Origin of the sequence: Pseudoalteromonas sp. S3785 (genome assembly GCF_005887365.1) — a bacterium.
Taxonomy (GTDB): domain Bacteria; phylum Pseudomonadota; class Gammaproteobacteria; order Enterobacterales; family Alteromonadaceae; genus Pseudoalteromonas.
On record NZ_PNCT01000040.1, the window covers coordinates 36,705 to 62,395 of the forward strand.

Genomic DNA, 25,691 nt, shown 5'->3' on the forward strand with positions numbered 1-25,691 from the left:
TTGCTATCAACACGTTTATCCACCCTCAAAATAGATCACTTAATTATGCGGATTAGTGTAAGTCGATTGGTATAACTACATCCAGCTACGCTGCGTTGATTCGGCCTGATAAAGTGTAAAATCAATTATATAATCAGCATCTTGCTGCTTTATATAGGGTATAAATGCAAATCCTGATGCAAGTTGTATATACAGGCTTTTAAGCCCCGCACGGCGCATAAAGTAGGTACTAATACTGCGTGCACTTTGTGCTTTGTACAACTCAAATACACGGTAATGCACACCTATCATCCCTTTGCGTACCACCATGTAAAAACGGCCGTTGTCTTCATGCAAATAATAGCCATAACGCTGATAAGCAAGCGTCACCAATCCCGCTAAAATAAGTAATACGCCCACGCTAAACCAAAGGTTAAAGTCACCTAAGTAGCACCCTAGCAGCACAATAGCGCTTGGAATTAACGCATAAAGGCTCAAGTTTTTATAAAGTAAGGCACGTTCTGCGCCGTTAAATTGCAGTTTTTTGCTATTAAACCACGGGTAAATCCATTGGCATACACTATCTACTTGCTCGCTATTTAATACTGGCAATACTAAGGTTTGTTTATTTTTTTTAGCAGCCACGCCCGCCGCTATACCGCCGCCACTTGCTTGTAAGCACTCAACGGTAAAACGCTTTAGTAACCGCCCCATTAGGTTTTGTTTTATAACAATCGATTGCACCTTATCCATGCTCATAGACAACTGATGGCGCTCTAATAAGCCAGCAATGCGTTTAAATTTTTGGCCTTTAAAGTAAAGCTCAAAATTATAAAAACGAATAAGCGACATACCTACCGACAGCATCACAGCAATTAAAACAAGCAAAGCAATAAGCGTGATCATGGCAAAGGTTGCTGCACTTGCCAGTAAACCAAGCTCTTGCTGATAAAACCCCTCAACCTTAGCAATAATTTGTTGCTCTAAAAAATCAACCAACACATTTATAAAAGGCGCAATAGCGGCCATGGCTAATATAGCCATGTTCGACATTAAGCCAAATTTAGCAATTTCTTTATTACTGATACGTAAGCTATTTTCTGCTTCAAAATGCTCACTTGAGGTGGTTTGCTCGTCGGGTTGCTGCTGCGCTTTAAAGGCAAAAATTTGTTTACGCATTTGCTGAGCATAGGCTTTGGTAACACCTGGCAATACCGCCTCTTGCGTTACGCTGCCTGCGGCATCAAAAATACAGTTAACTAAATTTACAGGAGTAAAATAAAAGGGCTCAGCAATATTTACATTTTGCACGCGCGAAAACTTGAGTGTTAGGCGCTCTTTTTTAAACACCCCTTTGTTAAGCAAAATTTCGTGATCGTCGCTAATGCAAAACTTAAAATTTATGTAATACAAAATTGAATAGATTAGCAGTGTTACTAATGCAGTAGCACCAGCTACTTGCGCCCAAAACAGCTTGTTTTCTACTTGTGTAACAAACACCACAAGCATAGGTAGTAGGTTTAAAAGCCCGTCTTTTACAAAGCGCATGCTAAAATACACCACAAAATACACGACCGCCCAAGGCGATACTTTTTGCCAATGTAGTGAGCTACTTTGCTCCTCGCTAATGGTATTACTCATTGGCTAATTCAACCTGCGCGGGTGTGTCGTCTTGGCGATAGTTTTGTACAAACTGGCGTATGTTTTTACACTGCTCGTGGGTTAATCCACTTATTTGTAAATCAGCGCTGACCCCGCCGGCACTAAATAACTTTAAACTGGCTAACTTTAGTTTTCGCTCAATAGGGCCTTGGTGAATTTCCATATGCTGTACACGCGCGAGAGGCAAAATAGTTATTTGCTGCCAAATAACCCCTTTTTTAAACGCAATATCGTGATTGCGCAGTGCAAAGCCCTGCAGTTTAATACTCACGGCGTTATAAAGCATTGAAAGCAAAATTAAAATGGGCACACCTATTAGCAAGTAGGTTTGTGCTTTGTTTGCAAACGCTTCGTTAAAGTAACAAACAGCAAACAATACCGCGCAAAAAGGAATGTAAAACGCCAGCCAATTAAGTTGCACGTGTAATAACGCTTTATCGGCTAAGGGGTTGAGCTGTATTTCACTGTGCTTTGGTAAATCTATTATTTGCTGATTATTAAACACGTTTATGTACCTTTCCTTTTTACTGACGGTTAAGCCCAGCTGATCGTAGTAACTAACGTATGGCTTTGCTTAGGCTCAAGTGTCACCTTATCTTCTAACACATTGGCGGCTTCTAAACACACCATGCTTAGGTATTCATCGTCAGCAAAATTAGATAAACGCTTAGACTTTTCTATCCATGGGTTCCACAGCACACACGAGCTTGAGTTTTCGCGGCTTACATTAATAATCCCATCTGGGGTATGAATGTGCTGCTGGACAGCAGCCTGTGTATACACCATATCGGTTTCGCGGGTAAAGTTAACTTGTTCGTTTTGAGCAAAAGGCCCTTCGCCAAATTCAATATATTGCGCGCCTTGCAAACCATCAACAACCGTATTTTTAATATCAGAGGTAGGAAAATAAGTATGCAGCGCTTGAGTATAACTAAACGCAGTATTGCTTAAGTTAGTTGTGGTTAAACGCACCTGTAACTGCTCGCTCAAAACAAACTCAACCTTTAACGCCGAGTGATGAGGCCAATACGTTGGGTTAACTAATTTCATGGGTAAGTTTAAGCTAATTGTAATGTACTCATCACTTTCGTGCACTTCGTCAGCTTGCCATAAACTGGTACGTGCAAAGCCATGCGCTGGCCAATCTTGGTTTTCATGGTTACCAAACCAAGGCCAACAAATAGGAATCCCACCGCGAATGCTTACCCCTTCTTGAAACGTCTCGTTGTTAGATACCCAAATAAGTGGCTTGTTATTTTTTGGGATAAACTCGGTAATTTGCCCACCTTGCAAAAATATTTTTGCATCACACTTTGAGCTCGCTACTTTTATAAACTCTAGACCGGTTTCGCTTTGTTCAATGCTAACTGATGGCGATAATTTCATGTTTTTCCCTACAATACTGATATTAAAGATTTTTAACATGTACATATAAACAATAATGCATGTGTAAAGTATACGCTATACTTACTAGGGCGTGTTGACCTTTGTGGATTGAAATTTGTTCATTGGCGATTAATACATACACAGCTAACTTACAAACAATTACTAATTAGCAACAGCTGTTATGAATAATACTAAAGTCTACACCATAAGACTTGCCAATTATTCTCAACATACGTAGTGTGCGCACCACAATGCAAACAATATGCTAATAACATTTAATAAGTTTTAAACAAAGTTATACTATTTTAGTTTCTGCTCAAACTAATAAAAACCAATGAACATGGGCTTAAGCTTAATTTATTATTTGAATTCAATTTATTTGATGTGTAACATTTCGCGATTACGGCACACCTTTGGCCCATCGACGAGATAAGCAAATGCAAAAATATGACGAATTATTAGTTTCTTTACGTAAAGTAATCCGTGCGATTGACTTACATTCTAAGCAGCTAAATAAAACATCAGGTTTAACAGGCCCACAATTGCTTATAATGCAAGAAGTAGCGCACACCGATGGAATAACCGCTAGCCGTATAGCTCAGAATGTTAATTTAAGCCCGGCTACTGTGACTAATATTCTTGATAGAATAGAAAGCAGAAACCTTGTAACACGCGTTCGTAGTCAAATGGATAAACGCCGAGTGAGCTTATACCTCACCGAGCAAGGGAAAGAGTTACTAGAAAAAGCGCCACAGCCACTGCAAGAACACTTTATTGAAAAGTTTTCTGCACTTGCAGAATGGGAGCAAAGTTTATTGCTTTCATCTATGCAACGCGTTGCAGCAATGATGGATGCTGATAAGTTAGACGCATCACCTCTGTTAGAGGTAGGCGCGTTAACTCAAACACCAAATAAATAAAAAATAAAAAAAATAAATTTAAATTAGTTCTTACATCATTCGTAAGGGGCTTTTGGGCCCCTTGAATTTTTTATTTTTTAAACACAATCTGAGCATCAACAATGACTAAACTCTCAAAATTAACACTAGCACTTATGCTTGGTGGTGCAGCAAGCACTTCTCACGCAGCCGAACTTGACACACTGCACAACCAATTAAAGCAACTTAAGCAACAAATGCAGTTGCTTGAACAGCAGCTCGCTGATGAAAAATCAAAGCAAAGCCAAATCAACAAGCAACACCAACAACAAGTTGCCGAAATCAGTAAAAAAGCCGACAACAAAGAAGTTGTTGTTGCACAAGCTGCGCCTGAGCAAGAAGACGAAGGCATTAAAATTGGCGGTGCCGTACGCTTTAACTACAGCACTAATTCATACGATGAAGACACACAAGACCGTGGCGGCGATTTAGACTTTGAAGTATTTCGCATTAACTTATCAGGCGAAATTAGCGATATTTCTGTAAATGGTGATTTTCGTTTTTACGATTACATGACCATTGTTAAGTATGCATACTTAGGTTACGAATTTACAGATGGCTGGGAAGCGCAAGCCGGTATTGCACCTGTACCGTTTGGTAACGGCCCATACAACTCACACAGCTACTTTTTTAGCACTAACTACTACGTTGGCCTAGAAGACGACTTCGATTTAGGTGTAACAGTAAACCGCAAACTTAAAGACAATTGGAAACTAGATCTGGGCTTTTTCAAAAATGATGAAGTAGGCGGTGTTGATGGCAGCTCTGAAGTTAACGAACGTTACTCTTTCGATATTGTAGGTAGCCGTGCAACAACCGAAGGCACATACGATGCCCCTGGTTCTCGCCTTGGTGAATACAACACCTTTGCTGGTCGTACAGTGTATCAAATTGAGCATGGCGAAAACGCTAAAACAGATGTGGGTATATCACTTTTAAGTGGTGGCCTACATGATGGTAACGACCGCGCTGGTAACTACGGTGCATGGGCGTTCCACGTAAACAGCCAAATTAATAACTGGAATATTCAATTTCAGCACGGCGAATACGACTACGACCTAGACGACAACAGCAACCGTTTTGTAGTTGGCGCATTTGATTACTACGATACCGTATCAAGCGAAGCAACGATGACTAACTTCAACGTAGCATACGACCTATCACTTGATTGGGGCCCAGTAACTGGCGTGCAATTTTATAACGACTACGGCATTATTTACGACAAATCTGACGACAGCGCAAATACGTGGATGAACGTAACCGGTATGAGTGTATCGGCAGGTCCGTTATTTACCTACTTTGACTTTATTCAAGCGCGTAACCAGCCATTCATTGGCGGAACAATTATTGGTGATGGCGACACAGAACGTCGCTTTAACATCAACGTAGGTTACTACTTCTAAATAAGTAAAACATATTTGGTATTTTAAAAGGGCAAACTTAGTTTGCCCTTTTTTGCATTTATAGGGTTAGATTTTACAACGATTTGGCCTACAATCCTAACTAACAACCCTTACTTAAAAGAGCCTAAGTGAATATAAAAGCAGTATTTATTTGTTATAAAAACTTATGGCTTAAAGCGCTTGGTTTATTACTTGTTGCGCTTGGCATTATTGGTATTGTGCTGCCCGTTATGCCTACTACCATTTTTTTTATTCTTGCGCTTACCTGCTTTACTCGCTCATCGCCGGCGCTTGAACATTGGCTGCTTAACCACCCTCGTTACGGCGTTACCTTACAACAATGGCAAACGCATAAAGTAGTGCCAGTTAAAGCAAAATGCTACGCCGCAATTGGTATGTTAATTGGCTTTGTGTTTTTGCTTTACTCAAGCGCCCCTGTTTGGGTTATTTACCTTGTTGGCGTAATTGAAATAGCTGTAATGATTTACCTAATTTTAAGGCCCTCGCACCCGCCTAGCGCTAAATAGTCACCCCTTTTGTTTGCACACATCGTTTAGCCAAAAATTTAATGTAAAGTTAAGTAAGTAAATTTGTAATAGTTAATGCAAATGATTATCATGTTGTAACTTTAACTTAATTACTGTTTTTATGGCGTTTATTAATAAGCGTACTTTGTACAGCACAAGCCGTGCACTGCATATTTATATTTCTACAGCTTTGTTTTTTTTGCTTATTTTATTTTGTGTTAGCGGCATTGTGCTTAACCATGTTGATTGGCTTAAAAACGATAAAAATAATGGGCAAGTAACTGCGACTATTCCAGCAAAATTAGTCACAAAAGCGAATGCACAACTAGATTCCCTGCCAACGCTTTATCCAGACATAGAAACGTTTCTTGCTGAGCAATACTCTTTAACCAACGTTAAAAGTATTGAGTGGGAAAAAGAAGACGCGCTGGTTATGCTCGATTACCCACTACCCGCAGGTTTTGCTTACGCAGAGCTTGATTTTACAACCGGCGAGCTAAATTTAGATTACCAAACAGGTGGTTTTTTAAGCCTAATTGGCGACTTACATAAAGGTCGCTACACCGGTGAAGTATGGAGCTGGGTTATTGATATTTCAGCAGTATTGATGATTATTTTTTCAATCACTGGGATGATTATTTTATTTCAAAACAGAAAAAAACGCTTAGCAGGAATATGGATAACCGTTTTAGGCATTGCAACGCCTTTGGTTATTTACCTATGTTGGGTGCCACAAATTAAAGGAGTGTCTTAATGTTAAAAGCAAGTACGGTACTAAGCGCAGCATTATTAATGGTTGCCGCATTGTTTCAAGCAACTGCGCAGGCGCAAACGCCACAGTTAGAGATTGAACTCACCCTACCCGATTTAGATGTACAACCTTACCACCGCCCTTACGTAGCTGTTTGGCTAGAAACGCCAAAGCGTAAACACGTAACTACGCTTGCGCTATGGGTACAAAAAGCAGAATGGTTTAAAGATTTACGCCAATGGTGGCGTAAAGCGGGTAAAACCGACATTAACTTTGACGGTATAAGCGGTGCAACTAAGCGTGCTGGTACTTACACCATTGACTGGCAAGGTAAAGATTTAGACGGCAATGCCGTAAAACCTGGCAAATACCTTTTAAACATTGAAGTTGTACGCGAAGAAGGCGGCCGTGATTACAGCCGTATAGAACTTGATTTATCACAAGCTGGCAAAGTGACCATTGAAGGTAAAAAAGAATTTTCAACCAGTTTTGTCACCGTAAGCACTAAGTAGCTGCTGCTTAATCATTTGAATTTAAGGAAATACAATGAAAATTAATTTATTAAAAACGGCTTTAATTGGCGCACTTAGCTTATCGGCGCTGGTATCTACATCGGCAAACGCGCATAGCCGCTGGTTACTACCATCTCACACGTCACTTTCTGGTGATAAAGCACATTACGTAATGATTGACGCGAGTATTTCTAACGAAATATTTGCACCCGACAAAGCCTATAAGCCAAAAGAAAAAGGCGCAGAGTACGACGACACACTACTAATGGCCCTTGCACCAAACGGTGAAAAAGTATCTGACACCATTCGTGCTTATTACCTAAAGCGTAAAAGCTCAGCAGCGGTAAGCCTAAAAGAAGAAGGCACTTACCACATTGCCATGACGCAAAAACCAATGTACATGACCTTTTACAAAAACGAAGAAGGTAAGCGCAAGCGCGTATTTGGTAAAAAGTCAGATGCTAAATTACCAAGCAACGCAAAAGATGTAACCACAACTAAGGTTATTTCTACAGTAGATACATTTGTAAGCCGTAACGGTACTTCTAAGCCTGCACAACTAGGTTTAGGCCTTGAGCTTAGCGGCCCAACACATCCAAACGATTTATTTGTTGGCGAGCAAGCACGTTTTCAGTTACTACAAGATGGTAAGCCTGCAGGCTCTGGCATTGAAGTAAGCATTTTAAAAGGCGATACACGCTACCGTAACGAACGTGGCGAAGTAAAAGTAACAACCGACAAAAACGGCATGTTTAGCACAACATGGAAAGAGCCAGGCCTATACCTAATCGAAACCTCTAACAAAGTTAAAGTAAACGAAGAAGGTGTAGACGCAGGTCGTTATGCTTTATTTACAACACTTGAAGTTGCGCCTGAATAATTTTATTCACGTAGGTTAGCACCTTATAAAGGCTGAGCACTTGCTTGGCCTTTTTACTTATCCCCAAATTTTCCTCACAATTACCTTGAATTTGCAGCCATTCGACACAAGATTGCAACTGCAGCGATCTAAACATCTTTAACACACGTAAACAGTGACCTTATATGTTAACAACTTAGAATAACTTAGACAGTTTTTATCTTTGCACACAAGTAGCGCCTTCTATATTATGCGCTCCTTTTAAAAATCAATAGTCAGCAGCCCTTAAGGGAATCAACATCATGTTAAAGCAATTATCAGCTAAAAAAGTAGCACTTAGTCTGGCCGTTACCTCTGCGCTTGGCGCGTCTTATTCTCCTGCAATTGCCGCAGAACAAGATACTCAAGCACAAGAAAGTATTGAAGTGATTTCGGTTACCGGTACCCGCAGAAGCCTGCGTAGTATTGCCGAAAGTACCGTACCTGTAGATATTATTACCAGCGGCGATATGCAAAGTACGGGTCAGCTAGAAATAAGCCAAGTATTAGCAAACCAAGTGCCTAGTTTTAACTACCCAAGTGCAACACTTGCAGATGGCACCGACCACGCAAAACCTGCTGTACTACGTGGTTTAGCACCCGATCACACTTTAGTACTTATTAATGGTAAACGCCGTCACTCAGGCGCCTTATTAAACCTAGGTGGCACAGTAGGTCGTGGTTCTACAGCGGTTGATTTAAACATGATCCCAACATCAGCCATTAAACGCGTAGAAGTACTGCGTGATGGCGCAGCAGCGCAATACGGTTCTGATGCTATTGCCGGTGTAATTAACATTGTACTTAAAGATGCCACCGAAGGCGGCAGCGTAAGCGTAACCTACGGTGAATACGACACGCAAATGGCAGGTGTACCTAACCTAGAAAACACCTACGCCGACGCCGATGGCAACCTTGCTTTTAATACCGGTGCCGACCGCGAAGTAAACGACGGCGCAAGCCGTACAATTAGCGCAAACTCGGGTTTTGAGCTTTTAGATAACGGCTTTGTAAACGTATCTATTGAGTACCGCGATAACGACTCAACACAGCGCTCTGGCTTTGACCCGCGCGAGCAATACGATCGCCTAGAAGATGGCAGCCTAGACCCACGCGAATTTACCATCGACCGATACAATCACCGTTTTGGTAAAGCAGACCTTGAAGACTACGCACTGTTTTACAACATGGGTTACGACTTTGATAACGGCTATAACCTGTACTCGTTTGGTAGCTACTCAAAACGTGAAGGCAACTCAGGTGGTTTTTACCGCCGTGCAAAAGACAGCCGCAACGTGTTAGAAGTGTACCCAGACGGCTTTTTACCGCAAATTGAAACCGACGTACAAGATTACTCATTTGCCTTAGGTCTACAAGGCGAAACAGGCGAATGGACATGGGATGTAAGTACCAACTACGGCCGTAACGACTTTGGTTTTGGCGTTGTAAATAGTATAAATACATCGCTAGGTGCCGACAGCCCAACCGAATTTGACAACGGCGCACTGGTTTATGACCAATTTTTAGTTAACACCACAGCAAATACCACCTTTGATTTTGGCTTACTTGACGACGTATTTTTTACAGTAGGTGCAGAGTACCGCCACGAAAGCTACAAAATTGAGCAAGGCGAAGAAGCCTCTTACATTACTGCGCTTGATAGCGACGGCAACCCAATCGCAGCCGGTGGCGCACAAGTACTTGCAGGTTTTAGCCCACAAAGCGTTACTGATAGAAGCCGCCATAATGTCGCTTTATTTGTAGAATTTGATACTTACCTAACAGAAGATTGGAACGTAGTTTTAGCCGGGCGTTACGAAGACTACACCGACTTTGGCGATACGTTTACCTCTAAACTTGCGTCGCGTTACAGCATTAACGAAAACCTATCGCTGCGCGGTGCAATCAGTACAGGTTTCCGTGCACCATCACTTGCACAAAGCTCGTACCAACAAATATCTACCGTACTTGAGAACAACCAACCGTTTGAAGTTGGTTTATTCCCAACCGATTCAACAGCAGCGCAAGCACTTGGTGCAGAGCAGTTAGATGCTGAAGAATCAGTCAACGTAACGGCTGGCTTTATGTACACGCAAGGCAGCTTTAGCCTAACTGTAGATGCATACCGCATAGATATTGATGACCGTATTGTATTGTCTGAAAACCTAGAGGGCGATGCTGTAGTAGAAATACTGCAAAATGCCGGTGAGCTAAATACAGAAAGTGTACGTTACTTTACTAACGCCATCGACTCGCGCACGCAAGGTGTTGATATTGTTGCTACCTACAACTTAGATTTAAGCGATTTAGGTGACTTACGCTTAAACGTAGCCGCTAACTTTAACGATACCGAAGTAACACACGTAGACGACAACCCAAGCGAGCTAAACTCACTCGGCGACGACTACGTGGTATTTGCACGCCGTGAAGTAGGCCGCTTTGAAGAAGGCACACCAGATAGCAAATGGAATCTATCAGCAGTGTGGAACTTTAACGAATGGCAAACCACCCTTCGTGCAACGCGCTACGGTGAAGTGGCTGATATTTCAACTACCGCCGATCGCGATGAGTACATAGACCCTAAATGGATCACCGACCTAGAAGTGGCCTACCGCCCAGACGAATACTGGAAATTTGCAGTAGGTGCAAACAACTTGTTCGATCAGTACCCGCAAGCCACGGTAGATAACATTGGTTACTCTGACTTTGGCCAAATATTCCCGTACACGCCATATGCACCGTACGGATTAGACGGGCGCTTCCTATACGGTAATATTACTTACAGCTTTTAATAATTAACCTAAAAGCAAACACTTAAAAAGGATGCCATGTGCATCCTTTTTGCTAACATTTAGTGTTTTTAACCAACCATTAGTAAACCTGCTTTTTAAACACTCCTGACACATCAATAAAATCAATAACTTATAGTTGGTCTCGTTTTTGCTCTACTATGCTTATACAAAACAAGCATAAATAACAAACACAAAGGACTAAACATGAGCTCATCAACTGTATCTAACATTACAAAACCACTTTCACTTATTGGCGGCATTTTATTATTAAGCGGCTGTGTGTTTCATATATCGCCAAGCGTTGCCTCAGTAAAGCAAACTCAACAGCTTTCACTGCCAAGCAATAATTTAGAATACTTAAATGTGTTAAGCGGTGCAGGCTTACTTGAAATTAAAGGCTCACCCAATGTCACCAGCATAAGTGTTGATGCCACAATTTATACAGCCGATATTGACGACGAATACGAGCTAACCCTTGAGCAAAACGGTAAACAGGCAAACCTTGTTGCCCAAAATAAAACCCAAAATGGTATTAACTTTTATAATGGCCAATCGCCACATATAGATGTAGTTGTAACCGTGCCAAGCAAGCTAAACCTAGATATTGATGATGGCTCTGGCGATATTGTTATAAGCGCCATGCAAAATAACATTAATGTAGAAGACGGCTCTGGCAGCTTATCTATAAACAGCGCTAAAAACCTCACCATTGAAGATGGCTCAGGCGATATAACCCTTGAAAACATCACGGGCAACTTAGCACTTACCGACGGCTCTGGCAGCCTAAATATTAATAACGTAAACGGCAATGCAGTTGTTGATGATGGCTCGGGCGATATGCGCATTAGCAATGTACGCGGCACCTTAACTGTTGAAGACGGCTCAGGCAGCATGGCCATTAATAACATTAATGGTGCCGTAGATGTAGACGACAACTCTGGCGATTTAGTTATCGAATACGTGCAAGCAAGCGTCACTATTGAAGATGGCTCGGGCAATATTCGTGTAAACCACGCTAAGGGGCTTACTATTACCGAATCGGGCTCAGGCGATGTAAGTATTGATAACATTAGCGGCCCTGTAAAAGTAGCGGATTAATTATGACTAAATGCTCCATTTTCAGCCACATGACCCATTGTATTTTTAAAGCCACTAAGCCATGCTAAAAACCTTGATGTTATTAGGATATACGCGTGTTAGAAATAGCTTTAATTTACTTAGCGGCGGCCATTGTGGCTGTACCTATTGCCAAGCGTGTTGGGCTTGGCTCGGTACTTGGTTATTTAATTGCGGGCATACTTATTGGCCCCTATGCCTTAGGTGTGGTGGGCGATCAAACTGATGTAATGCATTTTGCCGAATTTGGCGTAGTGATGATGCTATTTTTGGTCGGCCTTGAACTACAACCCGCCCGTTTATGGAAGCTTCGCCATTCAATATTAGGACTTGGCGGCTTACAAGTGGTACTAACCGCTGCAGCTATTTTTGCATTTTGTTATTGGTTTTTTACCATGCACTGGCAAACAGCCCTCGCAATAGGTTTAATGCTGGCGCTGTCATCAACCGCTATTGTGCTGCAAAGCCTTGAAGAAAAAGGCTGGCTAAAACAAGAAGCCGGACAAAATGCATTCTCGGTTTTATTATTTCAAGATATCGCCATTATTCCTATTTTAGCACTCCTACCACTACTGGCTTTTGCACCGCAAAGTAGCTCAAAAGAAATTAGCGACTCCATTATTGCAAGCTGGCCGGTATGGCAGCAAGTAGGCGTATCGGTAGCGGTTATTGCCGCTATTATTGCTGGCGGTAAATATGTATCGGCGCCGCTATTTAGATACATTGCACAAACCCACATGCGCGAAATATTTACTATTTTTGCACTGTTTTTAGTAGTGGCCATAGCGCTAGTGATGCAAAGCATTGGTTTATCTCCGGCGCTCGGTACATTTTTAGCCGGTGTAGTGCTTGCCGAAAGCGAATTTAGACACGAGCTAGAAGTCGATATAGAACCCTTTAAAGGCCTACTTTTAGGGTTGTTTTTTATCACCGTGGGCGCATCAATCAACTTTGAATTACTAGCGGATGAATTTACAACCGTTATTGCACTCGTTGCGCTGCTTATTGTAGTAAAAGCCTGCATTTTATTTGCCCTTGCCATCACCTTTAATATTAGTAAAAAGCAGCGTTTACTGTTTTCTTTAGCGCTGGCACAAGGCGGCGAATTTGCCTTTGTACTGCTAAGCGTAACCACCACATTAAGCATTTTAACGCCAGAGCAAACAGGATTAGTGACCTTGGTGGTGGCTGTTTCAATGTTGGTTGCGCCACTGTTATTAATGGTTTATGAGCAGCTACAAAAACGCACCAGTAACAGCGCGCCTGAGTTCGACAAGCCCGAGCAAATTAGCACAGCTAAACACGTTATAATTGCAGGCTACGGGCGCTTTGGGCAAATTATGGGCCGTTTACTGCACGCGCAAGGCTACGACATTACTGTACTTGATCACAGCCCAAGCCAAATAGAACTCCTTCGCCGCTTTGGTAATACCGTATTTTATGGTGATGCTGCCCGCCAAGAGCTGCTTGAAGCCGCAGGCGCACACACCGCACAAATGCTGGTAGTCGCCATAGACGATGCAGATAAAACCCTCGAAATTATTAAACTTGCGCATAAAAACTACCCGCAGCTTAAAATTGTTGCCCGCGCCATCGACCGCCGCCATGCGTATCAAATGCTTAACTTAAAAGTAGATGCCTTTAATCGCGAAACGGTCGACTCAGCCATTAACCTTGCAGTAGAGGCGCTTGAACTGTTAGGTAACAATAAAGAAGATGCCGAGCGCGCCGGAAAACTATTTAGAGACCATGACCGCGCTGCGGTTGTGCAACTTGCCGAGCTGTGGGGCGACGACGCCAGCTACGGCGTAGCCGTGCGCCAACGTATGGAAGATTTAAAACAAGTACTGCAACAAGACAAGCAGGCACAAAGTGATTTAAATACCTGCGACAGCGGCGACTGTGAAGACGGCCTAACAGAGCTAGCTGATAGGCCTAAAAAGCCTGATGATTCTCATCTTGAGTAGTGTCAGGCGGTTGAGTTTGAATTATTAGTTGTAAGATCCAAATAATAGGCGGCTACGAAGTAGCCGTCTGTGATTTGTTAGACTTAGTTTTCTTGAATAATTTTGCCCTACTCGAAATAAAACCGTTATACGCATGTACTCTTAATTAATGAATTTTGTTTATGGATTTCTTTAGAGTCTTCATTAGTTTTTGCGATAGCCAGATCAACTTTAGCTTTTTTACATTTATCAGATAATTCTTTACTCATAAGGTGGCTTTGGTCTTTTTGATACTGAGTCATACCTTCCGCACCGCTATATTGATCTCTATTTTCAGGTGCTCTGTCTTTTTGGTATGAGGGTGAGTGAGTTGCACCGCATGCTGATAATAAAACTATTAATGAAATTGGAATTAATTTATTAAACAATGCTAATACTCCTTGTGCATATAACAGCTCTACTAAAGGAAATTTACTTATTTTCACTAAACGTCCAGATAGTGTGAACTTCTATTAATAACAAATTGTATAAATTTTTACCAATTATAAATGTGCTTTGGTGGAAGGGTTAGTTGATAAGTAAAAGGAAAGCTGCCTGATAGTATTTTGATTGTTCTGACTGTATTAACTCGTGAAGTAACTCATAACCGATCATCCTTTCAGCTATGAGCTACTACATTTAAAAACGCTAAAACCTAATGATGGTGCCTACCTTGAATCGCTTTACCTTGCTGATTATAAAACCCCGTTGCGCCGTGTTCTATAAAGCCTAGGTTGAGCATTTTTGCTAAAAACGGGTCGTTTTCATTATCGCCAATGTCAGCATAATCGATGGTTTGAAAGCGATCCCATTTGGCAAACTGTGCGGTTATTTCTGCTTTATTGCTGTTTACCTCGTTAAGGCTTAGCAAAGTATGTGTATCGCTTTTTTTATTGGTTACGCTAAAGCTTTTAACCAAGTTTGATTTAGTAAATAAAGCGAGTTTAAATTGGTTGTCGCCCTCAGAAAGTGTGTAGTTTTTTACTTCATCGCAGCCGTTGCCTTGGGTGTTAACTAGGGTCATTTTTTCAATTAAATGCGTATCTACCAGCTGATTTTTAGCGCTCCAACTTTGTACACCGCGTACCTCAGATGGCTGATACTCAATACCCCGTTGCTGGGCATTAAAATAACGAATTGGGCGAATTTGCTTGTTAGCTAAGTGCTGCCAAAGCTCTGTAATAACCTCACGTTGGTGCGCTACTTGCGAGTTATTACGCCAAAGCGTTAGTGACTGTGTGCTTTGCTCATGGTTATGAGTATTCGTAATTTTATAGTTGGCTTTTAACTGTGCGCTATCAATATCACATTGCTGCGCTAACGTGCTGGTACTGGCAAGCGTTGCCATTAAAAATAATGCGAGTTTCATTAAATTATCTCTTTTTAAACATCACTGTAATAGCCATACAATAACGACTTACAATGGCATTTTTATGACATAAAAAAACAACTCGCACAGGGTACGAGTTGTTTTTAAATACACATGCTATGTGCGCACTTTATATATTTAAAAAGTGCGCTTTTATGTATGTTACGGCGTTACTTTTTCATCAGCTGTTTTAACTAAGTCAGCCGCAAAGTCCATTACATGGAATAAAAAGCTTTGCTCATTTGTGCCTGTTACTAAATGAGCGCCTGGGCCCATTGCGTATACACCCACATCTTCACCTGCGTGAGTTTCTGAGCCAAGTGGTACAAGTGCCTCTTGGTGAAAGCCCGGCGTGGTTGTATCAACGTCTGATAAATCTACACGCCCTGTCACCGGTGCGGCTAAGTAAGAGGCATCGGCATCGGTTTCATCGCCTAAATCCCTAAAGCCGCCACCGTTGGTGTAGCCCACTGTGGTGTATGGCATATCGTCGGCAGCAAGACTTGGCTCGGTTTCGCCCACGGCCACTACTTTACCTAATATTGGGTTACCACGTTTAGGGTAACCTGCAATGGTAAATACGTGGCTGTGATCGGCAGTGACTACTATTAGCGTTTCTTCAGGGTTGGTGTTTTCCATTGCCACTTGCACAGCTTTTGCAAACTCTACTGTATCGTTTAGAGCATTGTAGGCATTACCCGCATGGTGAGCGTGGTCAATACGCCCTGCTTCTACCGATAAGAAAAAACCATTGTCGTTGTTATCAAGCACGTTAATTGCTTTTTCGGTCATTTCGCTAAGCGAAGGCTCACCCGCTACATCGTTTGCGCGGTCGGCTTCGTATTGCATGTGCGACTCGTTAAATAAACCAAATACTTTAGTGGCATCGTCGCTGATTGCATCAAAACCAGTTTGGTCCATAACGTAAGTGCCACTTGGGTAAGTTGTTTGCCACTCGGTTACTAGGTTGCGGCCATCAGTACGATCGCCTTCTACTGCGCTTACTGCATCGGCTGAGTTCGCTGCGGCATCTTTTGGTAAAAAGTGACGACGACCGCCGCCCATTACTACGTCTATGCCATCTACATCAATACCAGCAAAGCGCGCTTCTAGGTTGGCTTCAAAGTTAACCAGTTGCGATGCAATATCTTCACAGGCTTCTGTGCCCTCTGGCATATCTGAGTTATCTTCCCAGTTACGGTCAGCCGATTTAGCATACGTTGCTGCAGGGGTTGCGTGAGTAATACGCGCCGTTGAAATAAGGCCCGTTGCTTTACCGGCAATTTCTGCAAGTTCTAGCGAGGTCACTAGCTCATTACCTTGGGCTGTTGAACACACACCGCGTTCAATGTCTTCATCTACACCGATTACGCCCACATCGGTTTTAACACCTGATACCATTGCCGTCATAGTGCCTGCTGAGTCTGGCGTTTGTGCATCTACATTGTAGGTTTTTACAAAACCTGAATACGGCATTTTTTCAAAGCTTAGCTGGTAGTCTTCACCTAAGCCGCCTTCAAGCTGGCCAGCTAAAATACGTGCAGCCGTTACGGTAGAAATACCCATACCATCGCCGACAAATAAAATAACGTTTTTAGCTTTACCTGACTCGGTAACCACACTTGCATTTGCTTGCTGTGTTTTTTCAAGCTGTGCTTGTGCACCGCTAAACCATGCATTGCTTGTTAGTGATGCAAGTTGCTCGCTGGTAAGTGATGTAGCAGGTGCGTTACACACTAAGTTAGAAGAGGTCACTTCGTCGCTATCTAGCACACCGTTGCCGTTTGTATCTACGCCAGTTTGAGTTTCTACTCCGCCGTTAACGCATTGCTCAGAGCCTACGGCAATGGTGTTATCTACCGCGAGAATATTATTCTCGTCTTTGTCGTCGTCACTGCAACCTGCAAGCGCGACCATTACTGCTAAAGAAAGTACTGTTAATTTGTTCATGTTAGCCGCCATTATTGCTGAGTTAGTTCAAGAGCTTGATCAATTAAGTGAAATACTACATTTTGCTCAATTACGCCTTGAGCTAGCTGTGCACCAGGGCCCTTTGCATGCAGCGAAATATCTTCACCGGCATGGGTTTCTGAGCCAAGGGGTACTGTGGTTTCTTGGTGAAAGCCAGGTGTAGTAGTATCAACGCCTGTAAGCTCAACACGTCCAGTAACTGGGCCAGTTAAATAAGCGGCATCGGCATCTGTTTCATCAACTAAGTTTCTAAACCCTAAGCCATTTGCATAACCTACTGTGGTGTAAGGCATGTCGTCGGCAGCAAGGCTTGGGGTGGTTTCGCCTACAGCAACTACTTGACCTAAAATTGGGTTACCGCGTTTAGGGTAGCCAGCAATTGTAAATACGTGGCTGTGATCGGCGGTGACTAAAATAAGGGTTTCTTCTGGGTTGGTGTTATCTACGGCAGCTTGTACTGCTTTTGCAAATTCTATGGTGTCGTTAAGTGCGTTGTAGGCATTACCTGCGTGGTGTGCATGGTCAATACGGCCCGACTCAACAGTTAAGAAAAAACCCTTTTCGTTTTTGCCTAATACGTCAATCGCTTTGCTGGTCATTTCGCTTAATGAAGGCTCACCCGCTATATCGTTTGCGCGGTCTGCTTCGTATTGCATGTGCGATTCGTTAAATAAGCCAAACACTTTAGTGGCATCATCAGCAATAGCATCAAAGCCTGCTTGGTCCATAACATACGTACCTTGAGGGTATTGAGTTTGCCACTCAGTCACTAGGTTACGCTCATCTGTACGATCCCCTTCTACCTCACTTACTGCATCCGCTGAGTTAGCGGCAGCATCTTTTGGTAAAAAGTGACGACGCCCGCCACCCATTACAACGTCAAGGCCGTCAACATCGGTCCCTACAAAACGGGCTTCTAGGTTTTTTTCAAAATTTACCAGCTGCGAGGCAATATCTTCACAGGCAGTTTCGGTTTCTGGCATGTCTGAGATATCTTCCCAGTTACGGTCTGCCGATTTAGCATAGGTTGCCGCAGGTGTTGCATGAGTAATGCGCGCCGTTGAAACAATACCCGTTGCTAGGCCTTTAATTTCAGCAAGCTCAGTGGCCGTTAAAAGCTCATTGCCCGCAACTGTTGAACACACACCGCGCTCTATGTCTTCGTCTACACCAATTACGCCTACATCGGTTTTAACCCCTGAGATCATCGCGGTCATGGTGCCTGCAGAATCGGGGGTTTGCGCATCTACGTTATATGTTTTTACCTGTGCCGAGTACGGAAACTCTTCAAAGCTTAAATAACCTTCTTCACCTAGCTCACCCGCGCGCTGACCTTGTAAAATACGTGCTGCGGTAAGGGTAGATATACCCATGCCGTCGCCTACAAACAAAATAACGTTTTTAGCTTTTGTTGTGTTTTCATTTTGTGCTTGAGCCGTTTTAGCAGCTAACGTGGTTTGGGCATTGGTATACCAGCTACTACCTGTTTGGCTTTGTGGTAATACATTGGCATGGCTTGCTGTACTTAACATAAGCGTTAAGCCAACTGCCGCAGCAATTTTTTTAATTTTCATCCTTTATTATTCCCATAGTGTAGTGGTTGTTTTTGCTTGAAGCGTCTGCCTCAAATTAGTAACCGCAGCACTATAGAAAATAGATGTGACCTCTAAGCGTACTTTTAATGAAAAAAACATGACTAAAGCATTACAAAAATAAGACACAAAAAAGCGCAGCGTTTAAAAACGCTGCGCTTAGCACAATTTACACAGGGATAAATTTATAACATTAAAAACGCGCCTTAAACGATACGCCAAAGTAGCGCTCGGCATCACGCGGAATTTGGTAACGGAAGTTATCGCCACTGTAGGTTGTTGCGTAACTTTCGTCGGTTAAGTTTTTAGCAATAAGCGATACTCTAAATGCATCATCTTTAAACGATAAGCCAACACTGGCATTTAAAATACCGTAATCAGGTAGTAACGCCGCGGGGTTAAACTCGCCTACATTATTTGGTAGGTCTGAATATTGCTCGTCGGTGTAAATGTAAGAGCCGTTAATGTGAATATTAAAGTCGTGCTCTGTTTCAATAAAGTAATCAGCACTTAGTGAGTATTTTAAATCTGGCGAAAAAGGCACATCTAAGCCAGAGCGATCAGTACATGAACCCTCAGCTACTTCTGCCGGACAATTAAATTCGTCAATTTCAGCCTGAATGTACGCAATCCCCCCGGTTAAAGTAAGTGAGTCGGTAGCCGCCCACATAAAATCAACCTCAGCACCTTGCGTGCTTACATCACCGGCATTAGTTAAGCGGGTAATACAGGTACCGTCCGAACAGTCAAAGTTATTGGCTTGAAAGCCTTCAATTTCGGTTCTAAATACAGCAAAGTTAAATACAAAGTCGCGGCTTGCGTATTTATAGCCAAGCTCGTACGCATCTGACTCCTCTGGTGCAATTTCGCGGCTATCGTTATCAGGGTTAAAGTTATAGTACACGTTAAACCCAGGGCCTTTGTAGCCTTGCGAGTAAGTACCGTAAACCATTTGGCCATCGCCTAAATCGTATTGCATACCTAAACGACCCGACACGTTGGTTTCTTCTGCACTGCCTGATTCATCAGTATTTAGTGCAGCTGAGCGTACACCTACACCGGTGCGACCAAATTCGTCATTGCTTACGCGACGGTGTGTGTACGACACTTCATCGTCGGTGTAGCGAATACCAAACAGTACGCGTAAATCTTCAGATAAATCGTAAGTACCATCAGCAAAGGCTGCCCAGTTGTTAAACTCGGTGCTCATATACGCGGTGGCCGATACAATATCGTTAGCATTACAGCTTACACCTAGGCTTTGCGTGTAAGTGTCTAAATCGGCCAATGCAGCATCAAGCTCTGCACCGGTTAAGTTATTTTGTGCGTAATACGCCATGGCAGCGTCTAGCTGGCCTGCGTTATTTTGACAACTCGCGTCACGGGTAAAGTTACGCTGCGAGTCCATGTTCCAGTAAAATAAACCAGCCACATAGTTAAACGGGCCTGCTAGGTTAGAGGTCACTCTAAATTCTTGCGAAAACTGATCCCACTGCTGTGCACCTAAGTCGTGTAATTGAAAGGGCGCGCCAAATACTGGCTCGTTACTGTCGCCAGCAATCGAGGTAAAGTCACCTTCGCGGTATTCGGTGTTATCCCACGAGCGCTGTGCTGTAATTGACGTATACGTGTAGTCGCCAATGGTTTTATCAACCTGTACCGAAAACGCGCTGTGTTCGTCAATTGTGCGCGACTCATAGTCGTGATCCACTTTGCGCTGGTCTAGGTCTATATCGGCAACACCATCAACAATGCCATTGCTGTTAGGCGCAGCTTGCGAATCTGGGTTACGGCCACTTGGTAGGGCTTCTAAATCGGCACAACAGTCGTCGTCGGCGTTATAAAATTCGGCAATAAATTTAACGTTTAAATCATCGCTTGGCTCGTATTTAAATACAGCACGTGCACCTTCACGGTCGTAGCCGTTTACTTTTTCGTTGTTGTAAACGTTATCAATGTAGCCATCAAACTTACCTTTAAATACGGTTAGGCTTGCTGCTAAATCATCGGTTAAACCGCCACTTACCACGCCTTTAAAGCGGTATTCGTTATCTTGATAAAATGAAGTTTCTACGCTGCCGGTTGTATCGTACGAAGGGTCTTTGGTTGTAATGTTTACCACACCCGCTGAGGCATTTTTACCAAATAAAGTACCTTGTGGGCCGCGCAGCACTTCAATGCGAGATACATCGTATAAATCGGCAAAAGCTTGACCAGAGCGGCCAAGCACCACGCCATCAACCACGGTTGCTACACTTGGTTCAGCGGCAATACTAAACGAAATAGTACCAATACCACGCACCGTTAGCGCTGAGTTACGCGTTGTTGTGCCTTTTCTAAAACTTACCGAAGGCACAAGTGACTGCAGGCCTTCCATGTTATTAGCAAATGCCGAATCTATCTGATCACTATTAAGTACAGACACCGCTAGCGGTACTTCGTTTAGGCTTTGCGTTCGTTTTTGTGAGGTTACAACAATTTTTTCAAACTTATCGTTATTGTTTTGCTCTGCTTGTTGTTCAGTTTGCTCTTGCTGCGCATGTGCTTGCGTGCTTAGCGCTAAACCCGTTGTCATTGCTAACGTGACTGCCAAGCTTAAGACGGACTTTTTAGCTCTCATGTCATTCTCCAAATTGTGCGTGTGTGCTGTTAAATTACCGCGCTAGCAAGTGTGTGGGTTGCTAAAAAGCGGTGCCAGAGTGTTGTAGTTATTTTCCTTATATCTCTTATGTCTTATATAAGAGATATAAACTTAAACAAACTCATCCTTTATTGCAAACATTATGTGAATAAAATGTGATTTAAAATTTGTATAAAGAATATAACGGCGCGTTATGCTCGCTCTAAGCCAATATGCGCCAAGCTGCTTGTGTAGCGTTTGTGCCATCGGCGTAAGCTCCACCAGCTAAGCACAAAGGCGCTAGTCCAAACGGCAACTAAGCTCGGTACAAAGTAAACGCTGGTGCCACCAACAAGTCCAAGAGGAGAAAACAGTATGTACAGGCTTACAATTAAGCTCACCAGTACAATGGCGCAAGGCAGCGCGTATTTCCAAGGGCTTAGGTTTACCTCGGCTTTGCGGGTAAATTTCCACGGGGTGGCAAGGGGTTTGTAGTAACCAATACCTAACATAATGGCCAGCTCAATAAAAAATAATATGGCGTAAATATGGATAAAGTTAATATCTACGTCCCACACAAATTTAAGCAAAGTGTAGGCAATAACATGAAAAACAATAGCCACTTTAGCGCCCAGTGCAGGCACTTTACGAGTAAATAAACCCACTAACACAATTGTGATGACCGGAATATTGTAAAATCCGGTAAATACACGAATTATGTGCCACAAACCTTCAGGGGCAAACATCAGTAACGGCGCAGTAATAAACGATAAAACAGCAATTACAATACTGGTGGTTTTAGCCACTTTAATTAGCTTTTCGTCGCTTACTTGGTCTTTTTTCATGGGTTTGTATACATCTAAACAAAACAACGTGGCGGCACTATTTAACAGCGAATTAAACGAGCTAAATACCGCACCTAGTAGCACCGCTAAAAAGAACCCAGATAAGTACTGAGGCAGTACATCTTTAACTAAATGTGGGTAAGCTAAATCTATGGTTTGTAAGCTTTCGTGTTTATAAAGGTGATACGCTATAACGCCTGGGATCATCATCATAAAGGGTACTAGCACTTTAAAGTACCCTGAAAACAACACGCCCTTTTGGCCTTCTACTAAGTTTTTAGCGCCCAGTGTACGCTGGATCACGTACTGATTGGTGCCCCAATAAAATAAATTGGCGAGGATCATACCGGTAAAAATGGTGCCAAATGGCACGGGATCGTCGCTGCTACCAATGGCGTTGAGCTTTTCGGTATCGGTGTTTACTAGGGTGCTTAAGCCATCGGCAAAGTTACCATCGCCAAGGGCAATAAGGCCAAGTGTTGGCACTAAAATACCAATAATTAATAGCCCAACACCGTTAATGGTATCTGATACGGCAACCGCCTTTAAACCACCAAATACCGCGTATATAGCGCCCACAGAGCCTACAATAATAATGGTGACAATTAAGCTTGCTTGGTAGCTTAAGTTTAATAAAGTAGGTACATCAAATAACCTAAGAACAGCGATTGATCCTGAGTACAAAACAGAAGGGATCGTTATAAAACAATACCCTACCATAAATAAGATCACCGTCATGCGGCGTACGGTATCATCAAAACGATCCCGTAAAAATTCAGGCAAGGTAGAAAATGCGCCGGCTAAATAGCGCGGTAAAAAGATCAGCGCCATTATAATGGTTGATATCCCAGCTGTTACTTCCCACGCCATAGAACTTAGGTTGTAACCATAGGCTGAGCCATTAAGGCCAATAAGTTGTTCGGCCGATAAGTTAGTGAGGATCATTGACCCCGCTATAAATGTACCTGTTAAACCACGCCCCGCTAAAAAGTAGCCGTCTTGGGTGTTAACTTCCCCTTTGGTTTTTTGGTACGAGATATATCCTACCAGCGCCATAAACGCCAGGCACGATAGCAGTGTCATGGTAATGTTCATACCTTCCATCTTGCGCCCCTTTTAGCTTACTTTACTCGGTAAAAAGTAAGCTAATATCTTTATTATTGTGTGTGTTACGTGTGTTGTGTGTGTTTGCTATTTACCGAGTTTTATTTTGGCCATGCTGTTAGCTGGCTCATGTCTTGCTCTGTGTGTTGAACCTCTGGGCCGAGCATGAGCGTATCGCCTTTACGAACAAATACGGCCATTTGTGTAAGCTCAAGTGTTTCTTCGTAATACTTACCGCCCTCGTAAGTTTGCCCGTCAGGAAAGCTCAGCCATTCCCCTTGCGGTAAGTAAAATTTAACTTTACCGTTTGGTACTACACATGGCACAACAAGGAGTTTTTCGCCGCACATAAATTGCTGATCAAAACGATGTGCCAGCACCTCATCAGGAAATGCCAGTGCCATGGCACGCTGAATAGGCAGCCCTGTTTGCTGCGCTTGCTCTGCACACACTTGTAAGTACGGAATTAACTGATAGCGTAATTTAAGCGCTGCAAATACGGCGTCACTTGCTTGCTCGGTGTATGACCAGGGTTCGCGTGGGCCAATACCATGTAAGCGCATATGCGCACTAAATACCGACGCTTGCGCCCAGCGTACATAAAGCTCTGCATCGCGCGTATCTTTGTAAAAACCGCCAATGTCGGTTGCAAAAAATGGCCCGCCCGACATGCCCCACGCTAAGCTGCCGCGAATGCTCGCTGCTAAGCCTTGCCAATCGGCTTGTGGATCGCCGCCCCATTGTGCTGGGAATCGTTGGCTGCCAGTCCATGCCGATCGGCTAAACAAAAATGGCCCTGTTTTACAGTATTTTTCGGCGGCTTCATAAACGCAGCGGTTGTATAACATGCTGTATACGTTGTGTAATCTTATACCGCTGTCGCCACTGTGCGATACCATGTTTTCATCTTCTAGCTGTTCGCCAAAGTCTGCTTTTATCATGTCTACGCCAAGTTCAAACAATGGCTTGTGCGATTCGAGCCAGTATTCGTAAGCATCGGGGTGAGTAAAATCTAAAATTCCCGACTCAGGTAATGGCGTAAGTACTTCGCCAAAGGGGCTTAAATCCCACTCATATTGATACGCTTTACCTGTGCGTTTGTCTTTTATTAGCCAACCGTTTTCGGCCGCTTTAGCAAATAATGGGTTGTTTACCGAGATCATCGGGTATTCCCATACACAAATTTTAAAATCCATGGCTTTTAGTTCATCAAGCACAGGTTTTGGGTCGGCGTAACGGGTTGGGTCCCATTCAAAGGCAAAGCGGGTGTCGGTGTCTTGCCATGCACGGCCATCAAGGGTAATTACATCACACGGCATGTTTTTAGCGCGCACTTCGCGGGCAACACTTAATAACTCGTCGGCGTCTTTGTAATATGCTTTTGATAAAATAACCCCAAAGCTCCACTGTGGTGGCACCGGCGCAAAACCAGTTAGCTCGCAGTAGCGATTAATGCTTTGTGCAGGCGTTTGCTCTTGATATAAAAATACATCTAATGCGTCGTCTTCTACTAAACACACATAAGCACGTTGCGACCAAAGTGCGTAACCTACGCCATGTGTAACGGGCGCTGGCGTGTGTACAAATAAGTTCCAGCCCTCAGGGCTCCAAGCGTATGGCGTATTTTTATATGATTTTTCGGCGTTTACGCCCAGTGCATCATGGTTGTATGAGCGAATAAGCTGGCCGCGTTTATCAAGCTTGCCCCACTTTTCGCCAAGGCCGTAAACGGCTTCGTCATAATTAAGCTCTAGGCTTAAAATCCAGCCGCTATCGGTTTTCGCCAGTGGCGGTAAACGGTGCTGGCGCACAAAGTGGCCATCGGTTGCTGATTGCTGAACTAATTTATCGTTTTTATAAAGCTTAAAGTGAAACGGGTCGCTGTAAAATTCTAAGCGGTACTCACCGGCGGTGGCTGCAAAGCCTTGGTCTAATTTATTAAGTGATAGCGGTAAGTTAGAAGGGGTGGTGGTTAATATTTTAAACGTCTCGTCATGCGTGGAGCCTGCATTTAAACGTAAACCAAACTGGCTTATGGTAACGCTAACCTCGCCAAATTGGGTCGGTAAAACTAGCACATGGCCTTGTAATTTAGGCTCTGCAGTTAAGCGTGCTGGCTCTATTGCGTTCCAGTCTGGCTCACGTAATTCAAATGCATTCATGGGAGTTCCTTAACCAATTATTAGTCTTGTATAAGACACAAGTTAAATAATTGTAATCCCCATGTCAACGTAAATAAAC

At 43.1% G+C, this 25,691-nt stretch carries 19 protein-coding genes; 9 read left to right on the forward strand and 10 right to left on the reverse strand.

The genetic code is table 11. The annotated features are described in order from the left end of the window. Window positions 1–75: 75 nt before the first annotated feature. From CWC17_RS11000 to CWC17_RS11010, 3 genes are read right to left on the reverse strand one after another with little or no spacing between them, the layout of a single operon-like run. Window positions 76–1,620 carry a PH domain-containing protein gene (locus tag CWC17_RS11000; RefSeq protein WP_138612887.1) on the reverse strand — a complete coding sequence of 515 codons (1,545 nt, stop codon included), beginning with the start codon at window positions 1,618–1,620 and terminating at the stop codon, window positions 76–78. Further along, a complete protein-coding gene (locus tag CWC17_RS11005) occupies window positions 1,613–2,146 on the reverse strand; it encodes a PH domain-containing protein (RefSeq protein ID WP_055015529.1) in 534 nt (177 codons plus the stop codon). Before CWC17_RS11005 ends, CWC17_RS11000 begins: the two co-directional genes overlap by 8 nt. Before the next feature lie 29 nt (window positions 2,147–2,175). Beyond that, the gene (locus tag CWC17_RS11010; protein ID WP_138612888.1) at window positions 2,176–3,027 is read right to left on the reverse strand and encodes a D-hexose-6-phosphate mutarotase; all 852 of its coding nucleotides are present in this window, start codon (window positions 3,025–3,027) and stop codon (window positions 2,176–2,178) included. 437 nt (window positions 3,028–3,464) lie between these two features. Between CWC17_RS11010 and CWC17_RS11015 the strand changes: the two genes are divergently transcribed. The 9 genes from CWC17_RS11015 (at window position 3,465) to CWC17_RS11055 (ending at window position 13,931) form a co-directional block, all read left to right on the forward strand. Beyond that, window positions 3,465–3,947 (forward strand): MarR family winged helix-turn-helix transcriptional regulator, encoded by a 483-nt coding sequence (locus tag CWC17_RS11015; protein ID WP_004586011.1) that lies wholly within the window; start codon window positions 3,465–3,467, stop codon window positions 3,945–3,947. A 101-nt stretch (window positions 3,948–4,048) separates the two neighbouring features. After that, a complete protein-coding gene (locus CWC17_RS11020; RefSeq protein ID WP_138612889.1) occupies window positions 4,049–5,368 on the forward strand; it encodes a porin family protein in 1,320 nt (439 codons plus the stop codon). A 128-nt stretch (window positions 5,369–5,496) separates the two neighbouring features. Next, window positions 5,497–5,895: a YbaN family protein gene (locus CWC17_RS11025; RefSeq protein ID WP_138612890.1), complete on the forward strand. Its 399-nt coding sequence runs from the start codon at window positions 5,497–5,499 to the stop codon at window positions 5,893–5,895. A 121-nt stretch (window positions 5,896–6,016) separates the two neighbouring features. Beyond that, the gene (locus CWC17_RS11030; protein WP_138540474.1) at window positions 6,017–6,649 is read left to right on the forward strand and encodes a PepSY-associated TM helix domain-containing protein; all 633 of its coding nucleotides are present in this window, start codon (window positions 6,017–6,019) and stop codon (window positions 6,647–6,649) included. After that, complete coding sequence (locus tag CWC17_RS11035; protein ID WP_055015524.1) at window positions 6,649–7,158, forward strand: DUF2271 domain-containing protein; 510 nt, start codon at window positions 6,649–6,651, stop codon at window positions 7,156–7,158. Before CWC17_RS11030 ends, CWC17_RS11035 begins: the two co-directional genes overlap by 1 nt. Before the next feature lie 34 nt (window positions 7,159–7,192). Then, window positions 7,193–8,038 carry a DUF4198 domain-containing protein gene (locus tag CWC17_RS11040; RefSeq protein ID WP_138612891.1) on the forward strand — a complete coding sequence of 282 codons (846 nt, stop codon included), beginning with the start codon at window positions 7,193–7,195 and terminating at the stop codon, window positions 8,036–8,038. Window positions 8,039–8,319: 281 nt separating this feature from the next. Then, a complete protein-coding gene (locus CWC17_RS11045) occupies window positions 8,320–10,848 on the forward strand; it encodes a TonB-dependent receptor plug domain-containing protein (protein WP_502704913.1) in 2,529 nt (842 codons plus the stop codon). A 204-nt stretch (window positions 10,849–11,052) separates the two neighbouring features. Further along, entirely contained in the window at window positions 11,053–11,946 is an 894-nt protein-coding gene (locus CWC17_RS11050; protein WP_138612893.1) for a DUF4097 family beta strand repeat-containing protein, read from the forward strand. A 95-nt stretch (window positions 11,947–12,041) separates the two neighbouring features. Beyond that, window positions 12,042–13,931: a monovalent cation:proton antiporter-2 (CPA2) family protein gene (locus CWC17_RS11055; protein ID WP_138612894.1), complete on the forward strand. Its 1,890-nt coding sequence runs from the start codon at window positions 12,042–12,044 to the stop codon at window positions 13,929–13,931. A 125-nt stretch (window positions 13,932–14,056) separates the two neighbouring features. Here CWC17_RS11055 and CWC17_RS11060 read toward each other — a convergent pair whose 3' ends face one another. The 7 genes from CWC17_RS11060 to CWC17_RS11090 form a co-directional block, all read right to left on the reverse strand. After that, on the reverse strand, window positions 14,057–14,338 hold the full coding sequence (locus CWC17_RS11060) for a hypothetical protein (protein WP_138612918.1): 282 nt from the start codon (window positions 14,336–14,338) through the stop codon (window positions 14,057–14,059). 266 nt (window positions 14,339–14,604) lie between these two features. Next, the gene (locus tag CWC17_RS11065) at window positions 14,605–15,318 is read right to left on the reverse strand and encodes a hypothetical protein (RefSeq protein ID WP_138612895.1); all 714 of its coding nucleotides are present in this window, start codon (window positions 15,316–15,318) and stop codon (window positions 14,605–14,607) included. A 162-nt stretch (window positions 15,319–15,480) separates the two neighbouring features. Beyond that, window positions 15,481–17,268 carry an alkaline phosphatase gene (locus CWC17_RS11070; RefSeq protein WP_138612896.1) on the reverse strand — a complete coding sequence of 596 codons (1,788 nt, stop codon included), beginning with the start codon at window positions 17,266–17,268 and terminating at the stop codon, window positions 15,481–15,483. A gap of 11 nt (window positions 17,269–17,279) precedes the next feature. Beyond that, window positions 17,280–18,863, reverse strand: a complete 1,584-nt coding sequence (locus CWC17_RS11075; RefSeq protein ID WP_138612897.1) for an alkaline phosphatase — start codon at window positions 18,861–18,863, stop codon at window positions 17,280–17,282. 211 nt (window positions 18,864–19,074) lie between these two features. Continuing rightward, a complete protein-coding gene (locus CWC17_RS11080) occupies window positions 19,075–21,501 on the reverse strand; it encodes a TonB-dependent receptor (protein ID WP_055017899.1) in 2,427 nt (808 codons plus the stop codon). 212 nt (window positions 21,502–21,713) lie between these two features. Continuing rightward, the gene (locus CWC17_RS11085) at window positions 21,714–23,450 is read right to left on the reverse strand and encodes a solute:sodium symporter family transporter (protein ID WP_171042084.1); all 1,737 of its coding nucleotides are present in this window, start codon (window positions 23,448–23,450) and stop codon (window positions 21,714–21,716) included. A 101-nt stretch (window positions 23,451–23,551) separates the two neighbouring features. Further along, complete coding sequence (locus CWC17_RS11090) at window positions 23,552–25,612, reverse strand: glycoside hydrolase family 31 protein (protein WP_138612898.1); 2,061 nt, start codon at window positions 25,610–25,612, stop codon at window positions 23,552–23,554. Window positions 25,613–25,691 lie beyond the last annotated feature (79 nt).